At 63.8% G+C, this 20,212-nt stretch carries 10 protein-coding genes and 1 pseudogene; 8 read left to right on the top strand and 3 right to left on the bottom strand.

Going from position 1 to position 20,212, the window contains the following annotated elements; all coding sequences use genetic code 11:
- Nucleotides 1-8: 8 nt before the first annotated feature.
- Nucleotides 9-826 (top strand): IS5 family transposase gene (locus tag P3102_RS07670; RefSeq protein WP_276363339.1). Its coding sequence is split into 2 segments (ribosomal slippage): nt 9-351 and nt 351-826, totalling 819 coding nucleotides; the frame shifts between segments, so codons are not numbered across the junction.
- Nucleotides 827-935: 109 nt separating this feature from the next.
- Nucleotides 936-2,231 carry an IS256 family transposase gene (locus P3102_RS07665; RefSeq protein ID WP_346660168.1) on the top strand — a complete coding sequence of 432 codons (1,296 nt, stop codon included), beginning with the start codon at nt 936-938 and terminating at the stop codon, nt 2,229-2,231.
- Between the two features lie 52 nt (nt 2,232-2,283).
- Here the strand turns inward: P3102_RS07665 and P3102_RS07660 are convergent, their stop codons facing one another.
- The 3 genes from P3102_RS07660 to P3102_RS07650 all read right to left on the bottom strand — a co-directional run bounded on the left by P3102_RS07660 (nt 2,284) and on the right by P3102_RS07650 (nt 6,723).
- A complete protein-coding gene (locus P3102_RS07660) occupies nt 2,284-3,579 on the bottom strand; it encodes a hypothetical protein (protein WP_276367693.1) in 1,296 nt (431 codons plus the stop codon).
- The gene (locus P3102_RS07655) at nt 3,576-5,429 is read right to left on the bottom strand and encodes an AAA family ATPase (RefSeq protein ID WP_276367690.1); all 1,854 of its coding nucleotides are present in this window, start codon (nt 5,427-5,429) and stop codon (nt 3,576-3,578) included. Before P3102_RS07655 ends, P3102_RS07660 begins: the two co-directional genes overlap by 4 nt.
- A gap of 229 nt (nt 5,430-5,658) precedes the next feature.
- Nucleotides 5,659-6,723, bottom strand: a complete 1,065-nt coding sequence (locus tag P3102_RS07650; protein ID WP_276367689.1) for a hypothetical protein — start codon at nt 6,721-6,723, stop codon at nt 5,659-5,661.
- Nucleotides 6,724-7,237: 514 nt separating this feature from the next.
- Here P3102_RS07650 and P3102_RS07645 point away from each other — a divergent pair.
- From P3102_RS07645 to P3102_RS07620, 6 genes and pseudogenes are all read left to right on the top strand, one after another.
- Nucleotides 7,238-8,323, top strand: coding sequence for a hypothetical protein (locus P3102_RS07645; protein ID WP_276367687.1), 1,086 nt, complete (start codon nt 7,238-7,240; stop codon nt 8,321-8,323).
- A 712-nt stretch (nt 8,324-9,035) separates the two neighbouring features.
- A protein-coding gene (locus P3102_RS07640; protein WP_276363339.1) for an IS5 family transposase occupies nt 9,036-9,853 on the top strand; the annotation gives its coding sequence in 2 pieces (ribosomal slippage) (nt 9,036-9,378 and nt 9,378-9,853; 819 coding nt in all).
- Nucleotides 9,854-9,953: 100 nt separating this feature from the next.
- Nucleotides 9,954-11,251, top strand: a pseudogene (locus P3102_RS07635) (IS701 family transposase).
- Nucleotides 11,252-11,452: 201 nt separating this feature from the next.
- On the top strand, nt 11,453-12,286 hold the full coding sequence (locus P3102_RS07630; RefSeq protein ID WP_276367686.1) for a hypothetical protein: 834 nt from the start codon (nt 11,453-11,455) through the stop codon (nt 12,284-12,286).
- The gene (locus P3102_RS07625; protein WP_276367684.1) at nt 12,283-15,384 is read left to right on the top strand and encodes an ATP-binding protein; all 3,102 of its coding nucleotides are present in this window, start codon (nt 12,283-12,285) and stop codon (nt 15,382-15,384) included. Before P3102_RS07630 ends, P3102_RS07625 begins: the two co-directional genes overlap by 4 nt.
- Entirely contained in the window at nt 15,381-20,195 is a 4,815-nt protein-coding gene (locus P3102_RS07620) for a hypothetical protein (RefSeq protein WP_276367683.1), read from the top strand. The genes P3102_RS07625 and P3102_RS07620 overlap by 4 nt, the downstream gene beginning before the upstream one ends.
- Nucleotides 20,196-20,212: the final 17 nt, after the last annotated feature.

The raw sequence follows: 20,212 nt of genomic DNA, 5'->3' as shown, positions 1-20,212 counted from the left end.
TCTTGGTCGTGGTTGATCGGTTGTCTTTGCGTCTTGTGCCGGATGAGCTGTGGGAACTGGTGAAGCCGTTGATCCCCGCGTTCACACCGCGTCCGCAGGGTGGTGGGACCGCGCCGTTGGATCCGCGGCAGGTGTTCACGGCGATCGTGTACGTGCTGACCAGCGGATGTGCTTGGCGGGATCTGCCGCCGTCGTTCGGCGTGCCCTTCCAGACCGCGCACCGCCGGTTCGCGCAATGGACAGAGGCCGGGCTATGGCGCGAGCTCCATCGTGTACTGCTTGACGAACTGGGCAGCCGGGGCTTGCTCGACTGGAGTCGTGCGATCGTGGACGGCGCCTCCGTCCGCGCGAAAAAGGGGGATCTCTGACCGGCCCCAGCCCGGTCGACCGAGGTAAACCCGGCTCGAAAATCCACGTCCTGTCCGACCGTGCCGGCCTGCCGCTCACGATCGCGATCTCCGCCGCGAACACCCACGACTCGCTCGCGCTCAAACCCCTGGTGATGGCGATCCCCGCGGTCAAGTCCCACCGAGGCCCGCGACGCCGCAAGCCCGCCAAGCTGCACGCCGACAAGGCCTACGACCAGCCCGCGCTCCGACACTGGGTCCGCGACCGCGGCATCACAGTCCGCATCGCCCGCAAAGGCATCGAATCCGCGGACAAACTCGGCAAACACCGCTGGGTGATCGAGCGAACCATGGCCTGGCTCACCGGATACCGCCGCCTCACCCTGCGCTACGAACGCAAAGCCGAACACTTCCTCGCCTTCCTTACCCTCGGAGCCGCCCTCACCTGCCACAAGAAACTCCGAAAGCTCACCACGTAAGACACGCTCTTAGATCGCGGCGTCGACAACGTTACCGGGACTGTTCCAAGATCGGTGTTTTCGGCCCGACACGCCGGGCTGAGGTCCGGCGGGATGGGCACTGTGAGTGATGACATCGGAGCTTGTGAGTCCACGTAAGCGTGAGTCCAAGCCGGCGCGGGAGCTGTCGCCGGAGCAGGCCGCCGCGGCGGCGATGGTGGCTGAGGCGAAGGCTCGCGGGCTGGCGCTGACCGGCCCGGACGGGTTGCTGAAGCTGTTCACCAAGAACGTGCTGGAAACGGCACTGAACGAGGAAATGACCGAGCATCTGGGGCATGAGAAGAACCAGGCCGACCCGGATCGTGAGTCGACGAACGTGCGCAACGGCTCCCGGCCGAAAACGGTGGTCTCGGATGCGGCGGGCGAGGTCGGGATCAACGTTCCGCGGGACCGGGAGAGCACGTTCGAACCGCAGATCGTGAAGAAGCGGCAGCGTCGGCTGACCGAGGTGGACGAGATTGTGCTGTCGCTATATGCGAAGGGAATGACGACCGGGGATATCTCGGCGCATTTCGCCGAAATCTACGGGTCCTCGGTCAGCAAGGAAACGATCTCGCGGATCACCGACAAGGTCGTCGCCGAAATGAACGACTGGGCCAGCCGCCCGCTCGACCCGGTGTACGTCGCTGTGTTCATCGACGCGATCCACGTCAAGGTCCGCGACGGGCAGGTCGCCAACCGGCCCGTCTACGCCGCCATCGGCGTCACCGTGGACGGCCACAAGGACGTCCTGGGCCTGTGGATGGGCGTCGGCGGCGAGGGCGCGAAGTTCTGGATGAGCGTGCTGATCGACCTGAAGAACCGCGGCATCCGGGATGTGTTCTTCCTCGTCTGCGACGGCCTCAAAGGCCTGCCCGACGTCGTGACGAACGTCTGGCCGCAGGCCATTGTGCAAACCTGTATCGTCCACCTGATCCGCAACACCTTCCGGCTCGTTTCCCGCCGGGACTGGGACGCGGTGAAACGCGACATCAAACCCATCTACACCGCACCCAGCCCGCACGCTGCGGCGGCCGCTCTGGACGAATTCGAAGAGAAATGGGGCGCGAAGCATGCAGCGGTGATTCGTTTATGGCGCAACGCTTGGGATGAGTTCACGCCGTTCCTCGACTACGACGTCGAGATCCGGACGATGATCTGCTCCACGAACGCGATCGAGTCGCTGAACGCCCGTTATCGGCGGGCGATCCGTGCACGTGGACATTTCCCGACCGAGCAGGCCGCGATGAAGTGCCTGTACCTTGTGACCCGCAGCCTGGACCCGACCGGGACAGGCCGCGCTCGATGGACGATGCGTTGGAAGCCAGTGATCAACGCTTTCGCCATCACATTCGGTGACCGCTGGCCGGGAGCCGAGACCTACTGATCGACAACGCCGGAAACACCGATCACGGGACAGGCCCACGTTACCGAATATTTCAGTCGTGACTATCCGTGTGCCTGACACTGACCAGCGTGGTTAGTGCGGTTGTGCAGCCTCTTTCGCTCGTCTCGAGTTGGACAAAGTTCATTACACGGTTCTGCTGGGTGAGCCATGGGTTGCGCAGTTGGATGTCTGGCAGTGGATGTTGGTCGAAGACTGGGTAGACGAGGGCGCCGAGTTCTGCGTGATGTGCGGTGAGGTAGCTGTTGAGTTGGTAGAGGTCTTCTCGGTCGACCCCACGGTGGTCGGTGAGTGGTTTGTATTTGGCGTCGATGATCACCTTTGGCGCCTGGGGATCACCGATGAGGATGTCGGGATAGAGGCGGCCTAGTACGGCGGCGGGATGGTGGGCTGCTCGCAGCAGCGGCGTGGGGGTGTGGTGTTGAGTTCCGTGGGTGACGGGAAGGTCGGTGGCGCGGCGGGCGCAGTGTAGGACGAACAGTTCCCATAGCTCTGCGACGTCGATGAGCAGGCCGTGGGTGCGTTCGTCGGTGGGTGAGGCTTGTGGGGCGGTGTGCTGCACGATCTGCCAGGACAGCTCGGCCACGCGTTTGTACGGCAGGGTGATCGGGGTGTAGCGGACACCGCGGAGTTCGCGTTGGCTGGGCAGGCGCGGTCGTCCGCCCACGGCCGCGCGCAGGCGCGGCACGATTTCCTCCACCCGGTCGCCGCGCCAGCCTGGCCGTTGGCGCAGCAGGGTGTCGAGGACATGGTCGGCGGCCACAATCACCTGGCTGACCGGGTTTGTGAGGAGTTTCGCTCGTTCCACTGAGGCCAGGAAGGGGCTGCGGGCCGCACGGAGCGCGACAGTACCTGGTAGGTCGAGGCGTCCGCGTACCGCTGGGCCGACATGATGTCGGTGCGCCCGGAAGCTGGGCTGGCCGTGGCGGGCGGCTGTTGTGAGAGCGGTCCGCCACAGGGCCGCGGTCAGTTCGGCGATGAGCGTGGTGCTGCCGCGGGCCTGCGCGGCTCGGGGGACGATATGGAGGTTGAGGGCAGCACTGGCCCACGTGGCGATGGTGTCGATGCCCAGCCGGGGCCGGATCTCCAAGATTCGGCCGTCACGGCGGAGTTCACCCACATAGCGGCCGGCGCGCCAGCTGCCATCGAGTTGCCGCTCGAGGATGGGCTGCGGGTCCGTCGACGCGCACGAGGGCGCCAGGGTCAGGGTGAACTGTTCTGGCCGGGTCTCGGCCGCCAGTGCGGTGAGCCACTGGTCCTCGTCCGCGGTGAACGTCCGGTCGCGCTCGACCGGGCCGGCGAGGTCCGCGAAGACGATGCGGTCGGTCATTGCCCGAGGAAAGCGACACGGAGGCGGTCCATCTGCTCGTCGCGGTCATCGACGCCGGCGAGGTACTGCTCCAGCAGTGGCTTGAGCGAACGATTCCACAAATCGAACAACGGCGGCTGCGGCTGGTCACGGGGCTGACGCCACAAGTACGCGCCGTTAGCGGGGCGGCTCTTGCGGGTACTGAGCCATGTGCCGAGGAAGAAGACGATGTCCGCGAAGTAGGTGTGGCCGACGTGGTAGGCGCGGCCGAGGACCGCGGAGTCGGAGATCGCGGTGTTGAGCCGCTCGGCGTGATCGGCGAAGCGCGAGAGCTGCTCGGCCGCGTGGTCGTACCGGACGTCCCGGACAGCGCTCTCCCAGCGGGTCTGGATGATGTCGAGCAGTGTCTCACGCTCGAACGGGCACTCCCGCCACAGGAAGCGGCGGCGTAACGCGAAGTCCAGCGTCTCCACCGACTGATCGATCTCGTTCATCGTGCCAATGAGGTACAGGTCCTCGGGCAGCACGAGAGTGGCAGGTGGCTCGTCCGGGTTGATGCCGGGCAGGGTGACCGCACGGCCGCGTTGTCCTGCCTCGAGCAGGCTGAAGGCCTCACCGAACATGGCGCTCAGGTCGGTTCTGTTGATCTCGTCGAGCACCAGGACCACCGGCAGCGGGGCCAGGCCATCGGGCAGGTCCTGGTCGCGGTGGCGTCCGACGACGGCAGGTAGGAGTCCCGGGTGGTAGCGGGTGCGGTCACCGTCGAGGCGCAGCCCGCGGATGAACTCCGGATAGCCATATCCGGGATGCAGCTGCACCCAGGAGATGTTCGCCGCCACGGTGCTGTCGACCAGCTCGGTGCGCTCGATGAAGTTCTTGAAGCCCCAGCGGCTCAGCGCCGCGCGGCGGATGATCGTTTCGGCGAGTTCGCGGGCCTGGTAGGTCTTGCTGGTACCCGGTGGGCCGTAGAGCACGATCTGTTTCTTCCACCCCAGCGCCTCAAGATCCCCGGTCCCCTCCCCCGAATCTCCGGCACGCTCCCACACCCCCAGCAACGGTGGGTGGTAGAAGTCGATCGCGCGTCCCGGAGCATTACCCCGTGGCATCAGCGTCGTCAGCTTGCCCCGGATCGCGAGCAACTGCTCATCGACGTCCACGCCTGCCGTCTCGACCAAGTCACCGAACGCCGTGCAGATCTCACGCTTGTGTGTCCCCGACGAGATACGCTCGAACGTCTCCGGGTCCAGCAGGTGCAGCACGATGTGCCGCATCTCCCGCAGTGGCATGGTCGTGGTGTCGGCAAAGTCCCGCAGCGCCCAAGGATCCTTCAGCAGAACAGCGCGCTCGTCCTGGTCAAGCTGCTTGAGTCGCAGACAGAAGTCGATGAGGTAGCCGACCTGCAGGTCTCGCCTCGTGTTGAACCCGATACCAGGGTGGGCGATACCTTGCGCCATCGCCTTCATCGGCAGTGACTCCGGATCCAGCGTGACCTCTGTGCCGTCCAAAGTCGCGTTGATGACCTCGACCTTGCCCCGATACGTGACCGAGTTGACGAACAGGAAGTGCACCAGCAGGACTTCCGCGGCCAGCAGCACCAGCTCGGGGCTCCCACGTTCGAGTTGGATCGCCCATTTCCCGGTGAAGGTACCACCGCCCTCACCGCTGGTGAGCGGGTTGCCGTTGAACCGGCGGTCAAGATCGTGCAGAACGTTGACGTTCCAGACACCATCGCGCGAGGGATCCGTCAGCGATCGATCGGCGAGCAGACACTGCTCGATCCACGACCGTGCTGTCTCGTCCACAAGATCTCGAGGTCGTTCGGAGAAGCGTGCCACTACGTCGACGTCCAATCCGCGATAAGCCGTTGCCATCGCTCACTGTACGAGAATCTTCGTAACGCCTTCAGCGCGGTGTCGTTGGTCGTTAGCAGCCGCGGTAGCTCAGTATCGTACTCTGCAGCTCACTCGCTCGATCGAAAAATTGCGCACGAAAGCAGGTCAATAGTTAGCAGTGCGATGCGAATGCGTGATATTTGCATGGTTTGCCACCAGCAGTGCCAGGCCGCTACCTTTCCGCCCTGCTCGAAGCAGACCACTGAAGTCAGTTCACACAGGTCCAACCTCCGCCACTTGGCCCGTCTGCGGATCCAGCTTCGGCGTAGGTATTGTTTTCTCCATAAGTGTACATTTTGGTCTTGTCAGCAAAAGCCATAGTGCGGTACGGCCCGCTCACAAAGGTGTGCCTGCCTAGGTCTCCGTCGATGGAATATGTTATCTCGATGCTCCATTGGTAGTTGGCCTTACAGGCGGACACGTCGAAGCGGAGCGTGGCCGGCTCATCCTTGGTTACGGAAAATGTTGGCCCGATCGGATCACTGCGCGTGTCCGGCACTGGCTTGCCGTCCTCTGACTCCTGGACCCCTGTATCTTTTAAGCTCGGCGTATCGAGACCCAGTTCGAATACGCGGCTGACAGGTCCGCCGCAGCCTCCACCCGGGCTATAAATCCACGACGGCGGAGGAAGTGAGGTCTTGTCGATGAGAGGACGCAGGTTCAGAATACGCATTGTTTTCTGAGGAGGTGCGGTCAAGTCTAGATACAGGAATCCCTTTTCCCAGACTCCAGCGCCCGCATCGATCATCTTTTCCCGTTCGTTCCCGCTGTTCATCGGAAATGTCTTGATTGCGGGTCCGCCGTTGATCATCGCGACGGCTGTTCCACCATCGCATCCTCGGGATAGCGGCCAAGAGGCGACGACCGCTAACGCTGCAGGCTGCGGGTGCGTCGTCGGCGCAGCTGCACTCGCCAAAGACGGCAAAAGCTCTGTTGACGCCGCATTATTCGACGAGGACGGAGTAGCGACATCGCCTATCGAGTTCTGATCTGCGATTCGGCCATCGCGACTGAGATACGTCAGGACAGCCGCGAGAACGACGACCGCAGTAATTTCCGCTACAAAAGTCCTGCGACCGAATTGGTGAACATGGACATTGCCTTCGATTCGATCCGAATTCACGCTGACCGAGGTGGATATCGCTTTTGCGCCACCCGCAGTTTGATGACGGTCAGACCTTGCTAACTGCGCAGACGAATGTCGTGATGAAATGTATTGTGCAACCAGGTTGATGCCGCCAGATAAACCATAAGTACGACGACGCCGACCCACGCCAACCAGCTGTCTTTGAGATCAGTCGCGAGGTTTACAACGACAGCGAGCCCCGTCGACAGTGCGGAGGTCAAGAGAGCCCATCGTAAGACGGGCCAATGCTGCCGCATCGTGGACTCCTAGGAGGCTCTTGAGAAGGACGCTGCAAGTTGGGTAGCCGCAGAAAACTACGTCGTGTCGTTGATCAACGCGATCGACACGTGCGACGTCGCCAATACCTGAATCTCGGCTTCCCTCCAGCAGACGGGACGTTCCAGGTCAGGCTGATGCGAGTCGCAGCGAAGACTCCTGATCCGAGAGCGATCGCCAGGCGGTTTCGGTTCATGCCACATGGGTCGCGTCAAACCTCGGAGGTGTTACGTCGAGTTCTTCACCAACCTGGCGCATATAGCCGAGATGCCGGGCGAACAGGCGCTACGAAGCTGTGCCTCCACGGTGCTCGTCTTAGCGCGGCGGTTCACGAGTCTTCCGCAGATCCCGTAACAGGCCGCTTTGCCGGGGCGACTCGGGGAGCATGGTTTACGCCACCGCACCTTCGCCCACTCTCGGTCGGCAACTGGGCAAGCACCTCGGACGACTGGTTTTTACGCTGATCGTCGGAGCGGTTTTCCTGGTCGCGAGTCTGCCACGGCGAACAGACATGCTGTCCCGGAGTGAAAGCTGGGAGTGGTTGGCCGAGCCGGCGATCGTCAGCAACTGGCTCGACACGACGTTATCGGACTTGCCCGACCTGCTGACCTGGCTGGGCTACGCGCTCCTGGCGTACCTGGGCGCGTTGCTTCTGGTCTCCCTGCGGCACTGGAAGCCCGGCCTGTTCCTGATCGGCGTAGTGGTCGCGGTCGGAACCGCGGCCCTGCCGCACTTGCTCGGCGGGGTCGGATTCGTAGTCTTCCACGTCGGCGCGTTTCTGGCCGACGTGTTCGTCGCCGTGGCCGGCTTCTTCGGCGACGTCGCCCACGACGTCCTGGATTTCCTGGTCTTCGTCTTCACGAGCTGGTGGTGGTTGGCCCCAGCGATCATCGTTGTCGGTCTGCTCGTGCTATGGCGTCCGGCCATGAAGGGGTGGGCGAAGCCGACGCTGATCGCGCTGGGGTTCGTGGCAGGGGTGGTCGTAGTGTTCGGCGGGCTCGGCCTGCTCCTGGGGCTGATCCCTGAGAGCTTCTGGGTCACGGTGGGCAAGGTGGTGGGACTGCTGCTGGTGGGGCTCGCCGTGGCGACGGTCGGGCAGCTGTTCGTCGACCAGATCCAGGGCACCATGATCGCCGGTAGCGGACGCCGGGGAGTCATCATGGGAGCGATCGCCGTGGGGTCGGCGCTTGCGATGTTGATGCTCATCGGCAACATCCTCGACGCGTACTCCTGGTACCCGGATGCGATGGCGGCGTGGCTGCACGACCACCTGCAGAACGACGGCGTGCCGAACTTGGACATTTCTGTCGCGCTTGTGATCGTGAGCCTCTCAGCGCTTGGCGTCATCAGCAACCTTGCACGGCTGAAGCCGGAGCCGGACCTGGCCAAGTTCAGGCGCTCGATCATCTACGCGATCGCGGGGGGAATCGCGGCTATAGTAGTCGCCGCTGTAGCAAAGGACGATCAGTGAAAGGCTGCGGGGCCGTCGACATTGGCGGGGCGTCGTGGGCGAAGCGGGCCGATGAACAGTCGAGTTCAAGCAGCTGAACCACCATCGCGAAGCCGCGGCGACTTCGTCTCCCGCCGTCGCACTGAACTGAACAGCTAGGGCAGATTCGCTATCTGGACCGGGTCCAGTTCATGCGCTACCTCAAGCACGGTGACAGTGACTACGGATGTGACGTCGCCGCTGCCACTGGAAACGCTCGGTGGACGTGGGACCGCGCGGGCACCTCGACTCGAGTCGCCCTGGGAGCAGTTGTCTTCCGTGAGGCCGGGCAGAAGCTGACCACGGCGGGGACCTGGACGGTCATGGTCAGCTGCTTCGTCGGCCCGGTCCTGCTCGCGCCCGTGATACTCGCTGTACGAGCCCGCGTCGAACGATGAGCTCGATGCTTGTCTTCGCATGGCGTACCTCAAACAAGCCTAGGTAGGCAGCCTACAACGGACACTTGTTTATATTGTGTCAGATCAACTGGTCGTTGCGCCGCGCCTTAGCTTCGCGGCACCGTACATGACACCTCGGGCGAACCTGGGGCTCCCCAACTGGTGAGTGCACCGCTGTTCACGTGTGAACCTTCGTCGCGGTGACTCAGTCGCCGTTGCAACGACTCGTGGACGGCTTCGGGGCTAAGAGCGTGTCTTACGTGGCGACCGGTGGCTGATGCGCCATGATCTTGGTCGTGGTTGATCGGTTGTCTTTGCGTCTTGTGCCGGATGAGCTGTGGGAACTGGTGAAGCCGTTGATCCCCGCGTTCACACCGCGTCCGCAGGGTGGTGGGACCGCGCCGTTGGATCCGCGGCAGGTGTTCACGGCGATCGTGTACGTGCTGACCAGCGGATGTGCTTGGCGGGATCTGCCGCCGTCGTTCGGCGTGCCCTTCCAGACCGCGCACCGCCGGTTCGCGCAATGGACAGAGGCCGGGCTATGGCGCGAGCTCCATCGTGTACTGCTTGACGAACTGGGCAGCCGGGGCTTGCTCGACTGGAGTCGTGCGATCGTGGACGGCGCCTCCGTCCGCGCGAAAAAGGGGGATCTCTGACCGGCCCCAGCCCGGTCGACCGAGGTAAACCCGGCTCGAAAATCCACGTCCTGTCCGACCGTGCCGGCCTGCCGCTCACGATCGCGATCTCCGCCGCGAACACCCACGACTCGCTCGCGCTCAAACCCCTGGTGATGGCGATCCCCGCGGTCAAGTCCCACCGAGGCCCGCGACGCCGCAAGCCCGCCAAGCTGCACGCCGACAAGGCCTACGACCAGCCCGCGCTCCGACACTGGGTCCGCGACCGCGGCATCACAGTCCGCATCGCCCGCAAAGGCATCGAATCCGCGGACAAACTCGGCAAACACCGCTGGGTGATCGAGCGAACCATGGCCTGGCTCACCGGATACCGCCGCCTCACCCTGCGCTACGAACGCAAAGCCGAACACTTCCTCGCCTTCCTTACCCTCGGAGCCGCCCTCACCTGCCACAAGAAACTCCGAAAGCTCACCACGTAAGACACGCTCTAATACTGCAATGACATTTCGTTATAGAGTGGTTGAGTGTGTCGGTTAGGCTTTGGCCCGGCGATCGTGTAGTTGATCTCCTGTGTTGGAGATGGCGACGGGTTGGTCGGCGCATTTCACTGCGTTCGCGGGGCGGTTCGCGTCGCGGTTCTCGCGGGTGGAGCCGCGGCGTCAGATGGTGTCTTACCTGCGGGGACTGCTGGCTGAAGTCGAGCGCAAGAACGGCTGGACCCTGGCGGAGATGGCCGGCGAGGCCGGCCCGCAGGGCATGCAGCGGCTGCTGAACTTCTACGCCTGGGACGCCGAAGGCGTGCGTGATGATGTGCGGGCCACGGTGGTCGAGGTGCTGGCGGACGCCGAACGTGGCGTGTTGATCGCGGACGAGACCGGGTTCGTGAAGAAGGGCACGAAGTCCGCGGGCGTAGCGCGCCAGTATTCGGGCACGGCCGGGCGCATCGAGAATTCGCAGATCGGCGTGTTCTTGGCGTATGTATCGGCTCGGGGGCGGGCTTTGATCGATCGGGAGTTGTATCTACCGAAAGAGTGGATCGCCGATCGGGATCGGTGCAGCGCTGCGGGCATTCCTGACGGCGTCGGATTCGCGACGAAACCCGAACTGGCGCAATTAATGTTGGAACGCGCGCTCGCCGCGAGTATCCCGTTCGCGTGGTTCACCGCCGACGAAGCGTACGGGCAGGTTGGACGGCTGCGGCTCTGGCTGGAAGAACACGACATCGCACATGTACTGGCGGTGCCCAAGTCCCAGATGGTGATTTCCATGGATCTGCGGCAGCGGCGCGCCCACTCGGTTATCGCGGACGCCGCCCCGACTGCCTGGCAGCGCCTGTCCTGCGGCGATGGCGCCCACGGGCAGCGGATCTACGATTGGGCCGTAGTTGACATCCGCCCGCTGCGCCGGCGAGAAGTCGGCCACTGGCTGCTGGCCCGCCGCTCGGTCAGCGACCCCACCGAGATTTCCTACTACATTTGCTTTGGCCCCGCCGAAACCGATCTCCGAGAACTGGTACGCGTCGCTGGCAGCCGCTGGGCGATCGAAGAAAGTTTCCAAACCGCAAAGAACGAAACCGGGCTCGACCACTACCAGGTCCGCCGATACGAAGCATGGTATCGGCATATAACTCTCTCCATGGCAGCGGCAGCATTCCTCGTCATCACTCGAGAGACCGCAAAAAAAGGGGATCTACACCCGGCCTGATACCGCTCACGTCCAACGAAATCCGCAAGCTATTCAACCGTGTCACCACGCGGGTCCAGCACACAATCCAGCACGCTATGCACTGGTCACGATGGCGACGAACCAGCCAAGCCCGCGCCCGAACCAGCCACTACCGCCGGCGCGGCCATCACGAAGTGTCATTGCAGTACTAAATCCAGGCCTGCTACCGAACGCCGCTGGCGGGGGTGGTGGACGCGTCAGTATCGTTGCCGAACAGAGCAACCTGCACGAACCGTGCCGTGTAACGGCAAGCGGTGGCTCGGCGATCCTTATGTCAAGGCAGGCCCCGGTGCGGGGCGCCGATGTTCGAATTTTTCAGCAAACTTGCGCCGTGCTCACCAAAGGAGACTTTCATGGTCGACGTCGTCGCGGTTCATGGCATTTGGATGAATCGCTCCCTTCGCACGGACATGCACGAAAAATGGCTCGGTGCGATGATCGACGGATTGTGCAACATCAGGAGTTCGCACTCCGACTCACTCACTCTCGAGTGTGTGTTCTACGGCCACGAGTACAACGACGGAAAGTCCGAGGATAGCGGCTCTGAGTACACGGCTGTGGATCTTGAGTGCGGCCTGGAAACGGATCTGGTCGAGGCGATTGCAGCAGGACTGCTCGAATCGGCCGAGGGTAACGATGACGAACATGAGGGAAAGCTCTATCTTCCCGGAGCACTGCAAAAGGCTCTCGCTACGATCCAACGAACTCCCTTATTCGAAGGGATCGATTCAGCCGTGATCTCCTTCGTCAAGCAGGTACGGCGATACTTGGACGACACAGATTTTCGTGCGCGGGTGCACGACGAGGTTGAGACCGCGATGGCACAGTCGCCCCGCCTGGTGATCGGTCACTCCCTTGGCAGCGTCATCGCGTACGACTGGCTGGTGCACAACCAGGTCGACTCCCCGCCCGCGATGCTGACAATCGGGTCGCCGCTCGGCCTCGAATCCATCCGTAGCCGGCTCGACCAGCCACTCGACAGGTCGAGGTGGCCGGGTGAAGTCACGACATGGACCAACGTGGCGGCCGGCCATGACGCGGTCGCGATGGTGAAGGAACTGGCTCCCCTCTATCACCCGGACATCGACGACCAGCCCTGCGCCAACCCCCGGAAGTCCGCCCATTCCGCTCTCTCATATCTCACGAACGTTCGCACGGCGCGGGCGATCGACAAGGCACTCGGATGATGTCTCGCGGGCTATTCTGCATTTCCGGGATCCGTACTTACCAGAAGGTCGCGAACCTGGACGGGGTCACTGAAGAGATCCGCACAGTAAGGCGAGCACTCGGCGCCCTGGGTTTGACCGAGTTGTTCCCGTTCAGCACTCCCGAACGGAGCCATGACGACCTCGAGGACGAGCTGCGAGAATGGGCGGAATCTGCACACGACACTCCTCGGGACGATGATTCCGAGAATGAAGAGCGCCTGCTCATCTACTGCACCGGACACGGGTCCGTAGTTGATACGCGGTTTCGCCTGGTGTTGGCCAGCGGGCGCCCATATCAAACGGATGCGCTCCTCACCGCCCTGACTGCTCGAAAAAGCCTTCGGCAGGTCGTGCTGATCCTGGACGCGTGTTTTTCCGAACCAGGTGTCGACGACGCGTTGCGCGAGATGAGGCGACCCAACACCAGGACATCCCAGATGGAATTCTGGGGCATCGGCTCGAGCAGGCGACTGGAGGTCGCACCCCAGAAGACCTTCGCAAGTGCGTTCGCCACTGTGCTGGCGTCGAAATCGCGACCTTCGTGGTCGATCAGCCATTTCGAGCCTGGCGCGGTCGCCGCCGAGGTCAACGCGTCACTGAGCGGATCCCAAACGGTGTGGCTGGCGGAGGGCCACTCCGCGACCGCGTGCCGCGTCCTGCCGAACCCGTGCTGGCAACCCGCGACACCACCTGCCGACCTGCCCATCCCGGCCGACTGGGCGGCTGCAGCCAGGGGCGTGTCAGCGGCGAGCCGGCCTGGTTTCTTCTTCACGGGACGCGAGAACGAACTCCGCGCGCTACGAGAACACGTCAAGGGCGAGACCGCCGAGCAGATCTTCGTCGTGAGGGGTGGCGCAGGCTCGGGCAAGAGCGCACTGCTGGGGCACTTTGTGTTGATGTCCGTCGCGCGAGACGTGTTGCCGATGGATGTACGCCTGAGGTGGCCTGGGTCGTCTACCAGGGTCATCGCTTGCCGAGGCACCAGGGACTCGGTGTTGCGAGGTTTGGCGCGCAGGCTCGATCTGGTCGGTCAACGACTCGACGACATCGTGCGAGTCTTGCACGAGTCGACCGGCCGGACCACCATCGTCCTGGACCAGCTCGCCGAGGCCGATGATCAGAGCTGGGACGATGTCCTGACCGCCCTCGCCGAAGTGAACGGTGTCCGGCTCGTGCTCGGGCTGCCGTCGCATTCGGGCATTCGAGTTTCCACGCCACACTGGGTGACCGATCTCGACTTGCTGGGTGACCGCACCGACACGGATGTCCGCGAATACCTGTCACTACGCCTCCGCCTCACACAACAGGAGGCGACGCGGTCGTTGACCGCGAGCCATTCGAAGTGGGGTCTGCACTTCAAGATCGCTGTCGCCGCGGCGGACGCGTACACAGACGCTGTGGCGCAGGGACTCCGAACGGCAGAAGCGGAATCACGCGCTGAGCGCGCGGCAGCGGGAGCCGCACGCCGGGTGTGCCGAACAATTCTGCACAGCTATCTCGGTGAACGTGCCGGGGTGGTCGTCGACGCGTTGTGCGCGCTCTGCTCCTACGACGACATGATCGTCGTGCCAGCGCACGAGTGGGCTGCGGCGGCATCGGATCCGTCAGGTGTACTTGTGACTGCGGACGATGTGACGACTGCGGCAGCCCGGCTGGGTTCGCTGGTCGAGTGCAGGCCGGGCGCCGGTGGCCTGCCCCGCTGGCGGCCTCGATTCAAAGCCCGCGTTTCCGCAGATTCCGCTCCTTCTGAACGCTTCCTCGCTCGGCTTCCACAGGTCAACTCACCATCCGAAGTGGACTGGAGTATGATTGATCCTGCGGTGCGCACGCTCGTTGCCTTCGCCGCATCGTTGGACACTCCGCGCGGCAGAATGCTCGATGACCCCGGGTTCCTTCTGGACGCTCCGCCCAGCCTGGTATCGGCCGCGGTGCGCAGGCTGCGCAACGACTCCCAAGGCCGCATGCGACGATCTCTCGTAGCGCGGGCGGTGCCACCCAACGAGACAGCAGCCAATCGCGCATTGATTCTGGACATCGCCGCGCGCCGTTACGGGGTGAAGCTGAGGCCCGTCGCGTCCTGGCCACCTCGACATCGGCCGACTCGAGAAGTCAGCTGGGTACAGCCTGATCGTCCGCGCACAGCACGCTTCACCCGGCTGTCGGCGGCGCAGGCGGGGGATGTCGCGGTCACGATCGACGACAGTGACGCGCTCGACTTCTGGAGTTTGACCGACGGACGCGCGATACGGTCGACGGTCCAGGTCGAGGGCGTGCCAAGGACCGTGACTGTGGCGTCCGTAGCCGGGGTCGTGCTCGCTCTCGTCACCACATGGCAAGGTGAGATCTGGTCTATCGATTGCCACAGCGACGAACATCCGGTGCGCAGGCCGGAGCTCGTACCCACAACTGCCGGTGGTACGAAACCCGCCGAACTGCTGGCGTCGCTGCATCCCTCTGGGCAGGTCGTCGTCGGGCTGGGCGCCGACGTGTGGGTCACCGACCTGACATCCGGAAATCAAGTGCGCCGCGCGGTGAGCCTGGATTCCGACCTGCACTCGATCCTGACGGTGGGCCCTACGGAGGGCCCGTCCGCCTGGCTGGTGACCAACTCCGGCCGAATCCGGCGGCTGTGGCTCGGGAGCACACCCGAGTTCGACCTGACGCAGCTTCCGACACCGCGCAGACCGCTCATCGCCACAGCTTCCCCCGACGGGGAACGGGTGCTGGTCGTCGACGTCGGCGGCCAGGTGCACCTGCGCAGTTCAAGTGGGGACGGTGATCTGCTGGATGGCGGCCGTCTGCAGAACATTTGTACAGCAGCTGTCGACAACCGTTCGGTGGTGGTCGCTGGGGGACCCGCACGTGGTCCGGGCTGGTTGATCGCCCACGACATAACAGGGCGAACACCGATGTTCGCGACCCCGCTCGACGAGGCCGCGATCGGCGTGGCGCTACCCGAAACCGGACAGGCCGTCATCGGACGGCCGGCGGGGTTGCTGAAGCTGGAACTCCGCGATCGAAACCTGCCTCCGCGCGGAGACCGGCCTGCATCGACCGATCAGGAAGCAAAACGGTGAACGACGCGAAGCCCGCTCAAGCCGTCAGGGACGAACTCACAGCCGGCCTGGTTCTCGTTCGTGCACTGCTCGCTGGGGACATACCCGCACAGGAGGCGTGGCCGGCCATTTCGGACTTCCACGCCGCAGTCATCGAGCCGTTGCTCGACGGGTCTTCGACGCTGACCGACCAGGAGATCGCGAACCTGCTGTCCTGGGTCCGCGCCGACGCCGGCGCTGAGAACCTCGACGAGTTGGTCTGCACGACTGTGCCGGACTCCGTTCAGGTATCGGAGGACCTGCTCCTCGAACTGCTGGACTTGACCTATCGAGTTCGTGACGCCTCTGAGACATTCGCGATACCAATGAGCACCGATGGTCCCGGCCTCCTCGTCGAGGAGCCCTGTGGACGGTGTGTCCTGCTCACTGCGAGGAACGAAGCCGACGGCGATTGGCGCACAGAACTGGCTGGCGTGGCGGAGATCGTCGCGTCCGCTTTACGGGGCACACTTTCGCAGTTCCCCTCGGTCTGGCGAACGACGTCGACTGCGGACCCCGGCCAACCCGTGTCCGTACAATGGCCCTCTGGTGTGCGGTTCACAGCGCGGTTCGCCACACTTCCGATCGTGCTGTGGCATCTCCAGCGAATCACCAAGCTCGATTCGCCCGTGCCGCTCAGCATGGGCGAGGTCACGGATGGACGCTGCGCACCCGTCGACGAGGACGCGCAGGCCACGCGCAAAACAGCGGCTGCGACCGCAGGTCGCGAGTTGCTCGTTCCAACTACATCGGGATGGCGCCTGTTCGCGCCGAACGGCGAAAAGAAACACGTGCAAGCGCCGTTGACGGTGGACGGAGCGGCGACCGTGATCTGGGGCGACGAATGGGCGCGCTGGAAGCGGGAACGTCACGCGGACGAACTGGCTGAAATGGGATGGCGGATCGTCGACTGGCGTCAAGTGCCGGAACATCAGCCGATCGCTGACCTGGACACGAGTCAAAGCTTTCGGCTGACGAGACATTTCATCGACAGTACCGGCATTTCCGTCGCGGTTCTCGGTGGCACCGCGCAGAGCGGCAAGAGCACCGTCGTGCGACGACTGGCAGCCGCACTCACCGACCGCAAGCGCAATCCCTGGCTGGTACTGGTACTGGCCGGTCCGACACAGGAACTGCCCGACAGGCACATTGCTGCTACGGCGGCATCACACGCGTTCGGCGCCGTCGAGCACCAAGCCGAACGCCGATTGCTGGTGTTCGAGGACCTTCATCCAACCGGCGACCACAAAGCCAACGAGGTGCTCCGGCACGTGTCTGAAGAGTTGGCCGTGCCCGTGCTGGGTGTGCTGCTCTACGGCGGCAACTCATCGGTCGAGTGGTCCGTCAACGGACTCTTCGTGGTCACGTCGGTCGTGGGTCAGCAGGCTCGCAAGCAGTTCGTGGCGGACCTGGAGAAAGCAGATCCGATGCTGAATGCCGGGCGGGCACGGTCAGCGCTGGCCGAAGGCCGAAGTGGAGACCTGCGTCGCCTCACCCAGATGATGGCGACGCAGGAGGACCCTGGCGAGCAACTGAAACGGCGTTTCGCCGAGTGGGCGGAATCGGAACGGGAGCCCCTGGTGACCGCCGCCGCAGTCAGCGTGATCGGCGGTGACGTCGACGAGGAACGACTGGAGCAGATCGAGGAGCCGGACCGGGCTCTGCTCGGCATCGCCACGGGCAGCAGGCCTTCCACTGTGAGCATTGCTGGGCTTGACGACTGTCTGACCCTGATCGATCTCCACCGGGAGAGTCAGGAGCCGAACCCGTCGAACACGGCCCAGTCCCCTGTGAAGGCACGCAACGAGACAATCGTCGATCTGGTCGAGCCCGAGTTGATCGATGCGCTGGGATCGGGCAGCGGTCACGCGGCAGGTCTCCTCATCGGTGCACGGCTGTTCCATCGCGCGGTGTGCGAGACGCTGATCGAAAGGGCTGAGGCCGCAGGACTTCTCACGGCATGGGTGACAGCCGCACCTGTTTCAAGCGTCGTACGGGTTCTCGGTCTCGCCGACCTGTTGCCCGAGCCGGTGACCCAGACGCTGGTGAACCAGTTGATCGACAGGCTGCCTTCGGGACCCGTGGACTGGCACCCGGCCATGTTGCTGGGCCTGGTGCGGACGATGGAGGACCTGGAGTTCGCCCTGCTACCAGACAACCGCGACGAGTTCGTGCGGTGGCTCGTCAACGCGGTCGACCACCTCGTCGGCGACCAAGTCGGGTCGCCGGAGGAACGGTTCGCGCTGCTGGTGGCGTTGGAGCGGCTCGACAGCGACGAGGTCAGAGCGTTGCTGGGAGATCGTCTGCTGGACGTGCTCGCCGGGCTGAGGATCGACCAGGTGAGCGGCTATCGCCTGGTTCACCAGGTGGAGGAGATGCAGCGCCAGCTTGAGCAGCGTGCACCGCATGACATCGAGATCTACCCGGTGGACCAGGAACATCCTGTCCAGGAGCTGCTCGTCCACGAGCCCGAGGACCACGACGGCGTGGGCGTCCTCATCGGGTCGATGAGCCTGCGCCAGCAGTTCGAGAAGGTCGATTGGGAGGTCAGACTCCAGCCGTACGAAAAGCCTCTGACGGCTGCGATGAGGTTCGCGACCGCTGCGGGTCTGGCTGACGCCATCAACCACCTGCGCATGTCCAGTCCGTCCTTCTGCACGTGGTTGCTCGGCCACTGGACCGACTTCGCTGTCCGCGCCCGCACTCTGCTGGGCCGCTCCAATCCGACAGAGGCCGCGATGTTGTTGAAGGCCGTCGCCAGATCGAGCAGCATCACGGCCACGTCGATTCTGCACAGGTCGACCGATATGCCGGACTACGAGCTGGTGAGGAGTTTCGCCAAGCGGGTCAAGGACGTCGACGACGCCACCGGTGCCGGATGGCTGCTGTCCACCACGCATACGATCGGCGACATGTTCGACTCCGGTTCCGGCGGCTTCGCGACCGAACTGGCCGAGGAGATCGGCCATCAGAAAGTCAAGGAAATGATCCTGCAAGACCCGCGCACGTCAACGCGCTACCACCTGATCAAAGGTGTGTGGGATGCCGAGGCGAACTATCGGGAGGACGTGCTGGATCTGGTCCTCGGCATCGTCGTCAACTCGGTAGGTCGCAACTACAAACATTGGGGAGCGGAGATCGCCCTGCGGCTGGGCACAGACGCCGATCTCGGCGCATTGGCGATCGAGGAACTGAGCCGACTCGTCGCGTCCCCTCTGCTGGTACGCAACATGTTCCAGGCGAACACCGCCCACGGCCGAGTGCTGTTCCATCGTCTGGGGAGGGTCCTGCACGCAGACGTGCCAACCTTGTATCGCGACCAGTGGGAGCTGAACACCTTCGTCGAAGGTCTTTCCACCTCCACCCCGGCGGCTGCGTTGGCGGTGTGCGCAGAAGTTGCGAAGACTCTGACGATCGCGGATGTGCCCGAGGCCGGGACCATGATCTTCCAGACAAGCGGGGGCGCTGACGTGTGGGCACGGAGGCTGGCTTTCGGACGCAGGCCCGCGAGCTTCGCCCAGGCGATCGCCAACCTCGCATACCTCGACCGGCCAGGCGCGATCGAGGTCGTGGAGCGGCTCAGAGCGAAGAAGAGCACCGTCACCGTTGGCGGCAGTTCCGTCGACACGCTCGTGGCCTGGTTGCGAAAGGCGATGCTGCGCGACTCGGTGGTGGCGTCCAAGGTGATCAGGGCGATCGACGATGTGAAACCCGGACTCGGATCCGATCTGCTGAGCGAAGTCGCACAGGACAAGCACACGATCTACGTGTTTCGGGGCGACATCCAGCAAGTGCAGGATCCGGTCACACAATCCGCTGCGGCTCGTGACCTCGCTCGCGGCGGGATGACCCGTGGAACCGCGAACGCGGGTTGGATCGACACCGTCTACACAGCGCGCATTCAGACCATCGACCGATTCGCGAGTCCTCGATCCGTCGTCGCCTTGCTGCGCATGATGTCCACATGGGACAGAGACTGGGGAGTCGAGGCCGCCAAACAGATCAACCTCGCCCGTGTCGGAAGGCGCATTCGGCGAGGAAGAGTCGCTGACCTGCCGGACGCGGTCCAACTCGTGCGAGCGCTTTGCGCGCTTGACCGGCAAGCTTCCGCCCAGCGCCTCGTGGGTGAACTGATCTCCAGTGACCTCGCCGGTGTCGGCCTCGACACCCTCTGCCAACTGATCGACGTCCTCGAAGTGCTCAAGCACGACGCGGTGCCCCGAACCCTGCGAGCCATGCACCTGGCCATCGACGCCGTCGTCAAGCGCCCGGTGGTGCTCGACGAACGGAAGACCTGGCTGCAGGTGGGCCGTGCCCTGCGGGTCAAGCGCAACATGGAAGGCGGGATTTTCGGTTTGATTAGTGAGCCGGTGATTCGGCCCAACGACGCGTACGCGCCCGTGGTCGCCTGGGTAGCTGGCGAGCTGGAAATGCCCGGTTGGGGCGATGACGCGCTCCAGCGAATGCACGCCAAGCTTCGCCAACGTGAATACTCCGGTTCGGTCGACCAGGCTTGTTTGCTAATGGCGACCGCGCACGGCCAGGCACCCGAACTGAGAAAGCCCACGATCAACTGGAAGCTGGAACGAGCACCGTTCTGGCTCCTGCGATTGCTGTACCAGCAGGCGTTATTCGACCCGTATCTCGTTGCACCGTTGGCGGCTGCGAAACCCGTGATTTACGAGAGGATTTCTCACGCCACAGCCCGAGCCGATTGGGAGGCGCATAGGCTACGCCTGGTGTTCAGCGCATCAGGCCCCACAGAAGGCACTCAACCGACCGGAAGTGCTTGATCAGGCATGTGTTGATG

This window comes from Amycolatopsis sp. QT-25 (assembly GCF_029369745.1).
In the GTDB taxonomy this organism is placed as follows: domain Bacteria; phylum Actinomycetota; class Actinomycetes; order Mycobacteriales; family Pseudonocardiaceae; genus Amycolatopsis.
This window is presented reverse-complemented; position numbering and strand designations above follow the sequence as displayed.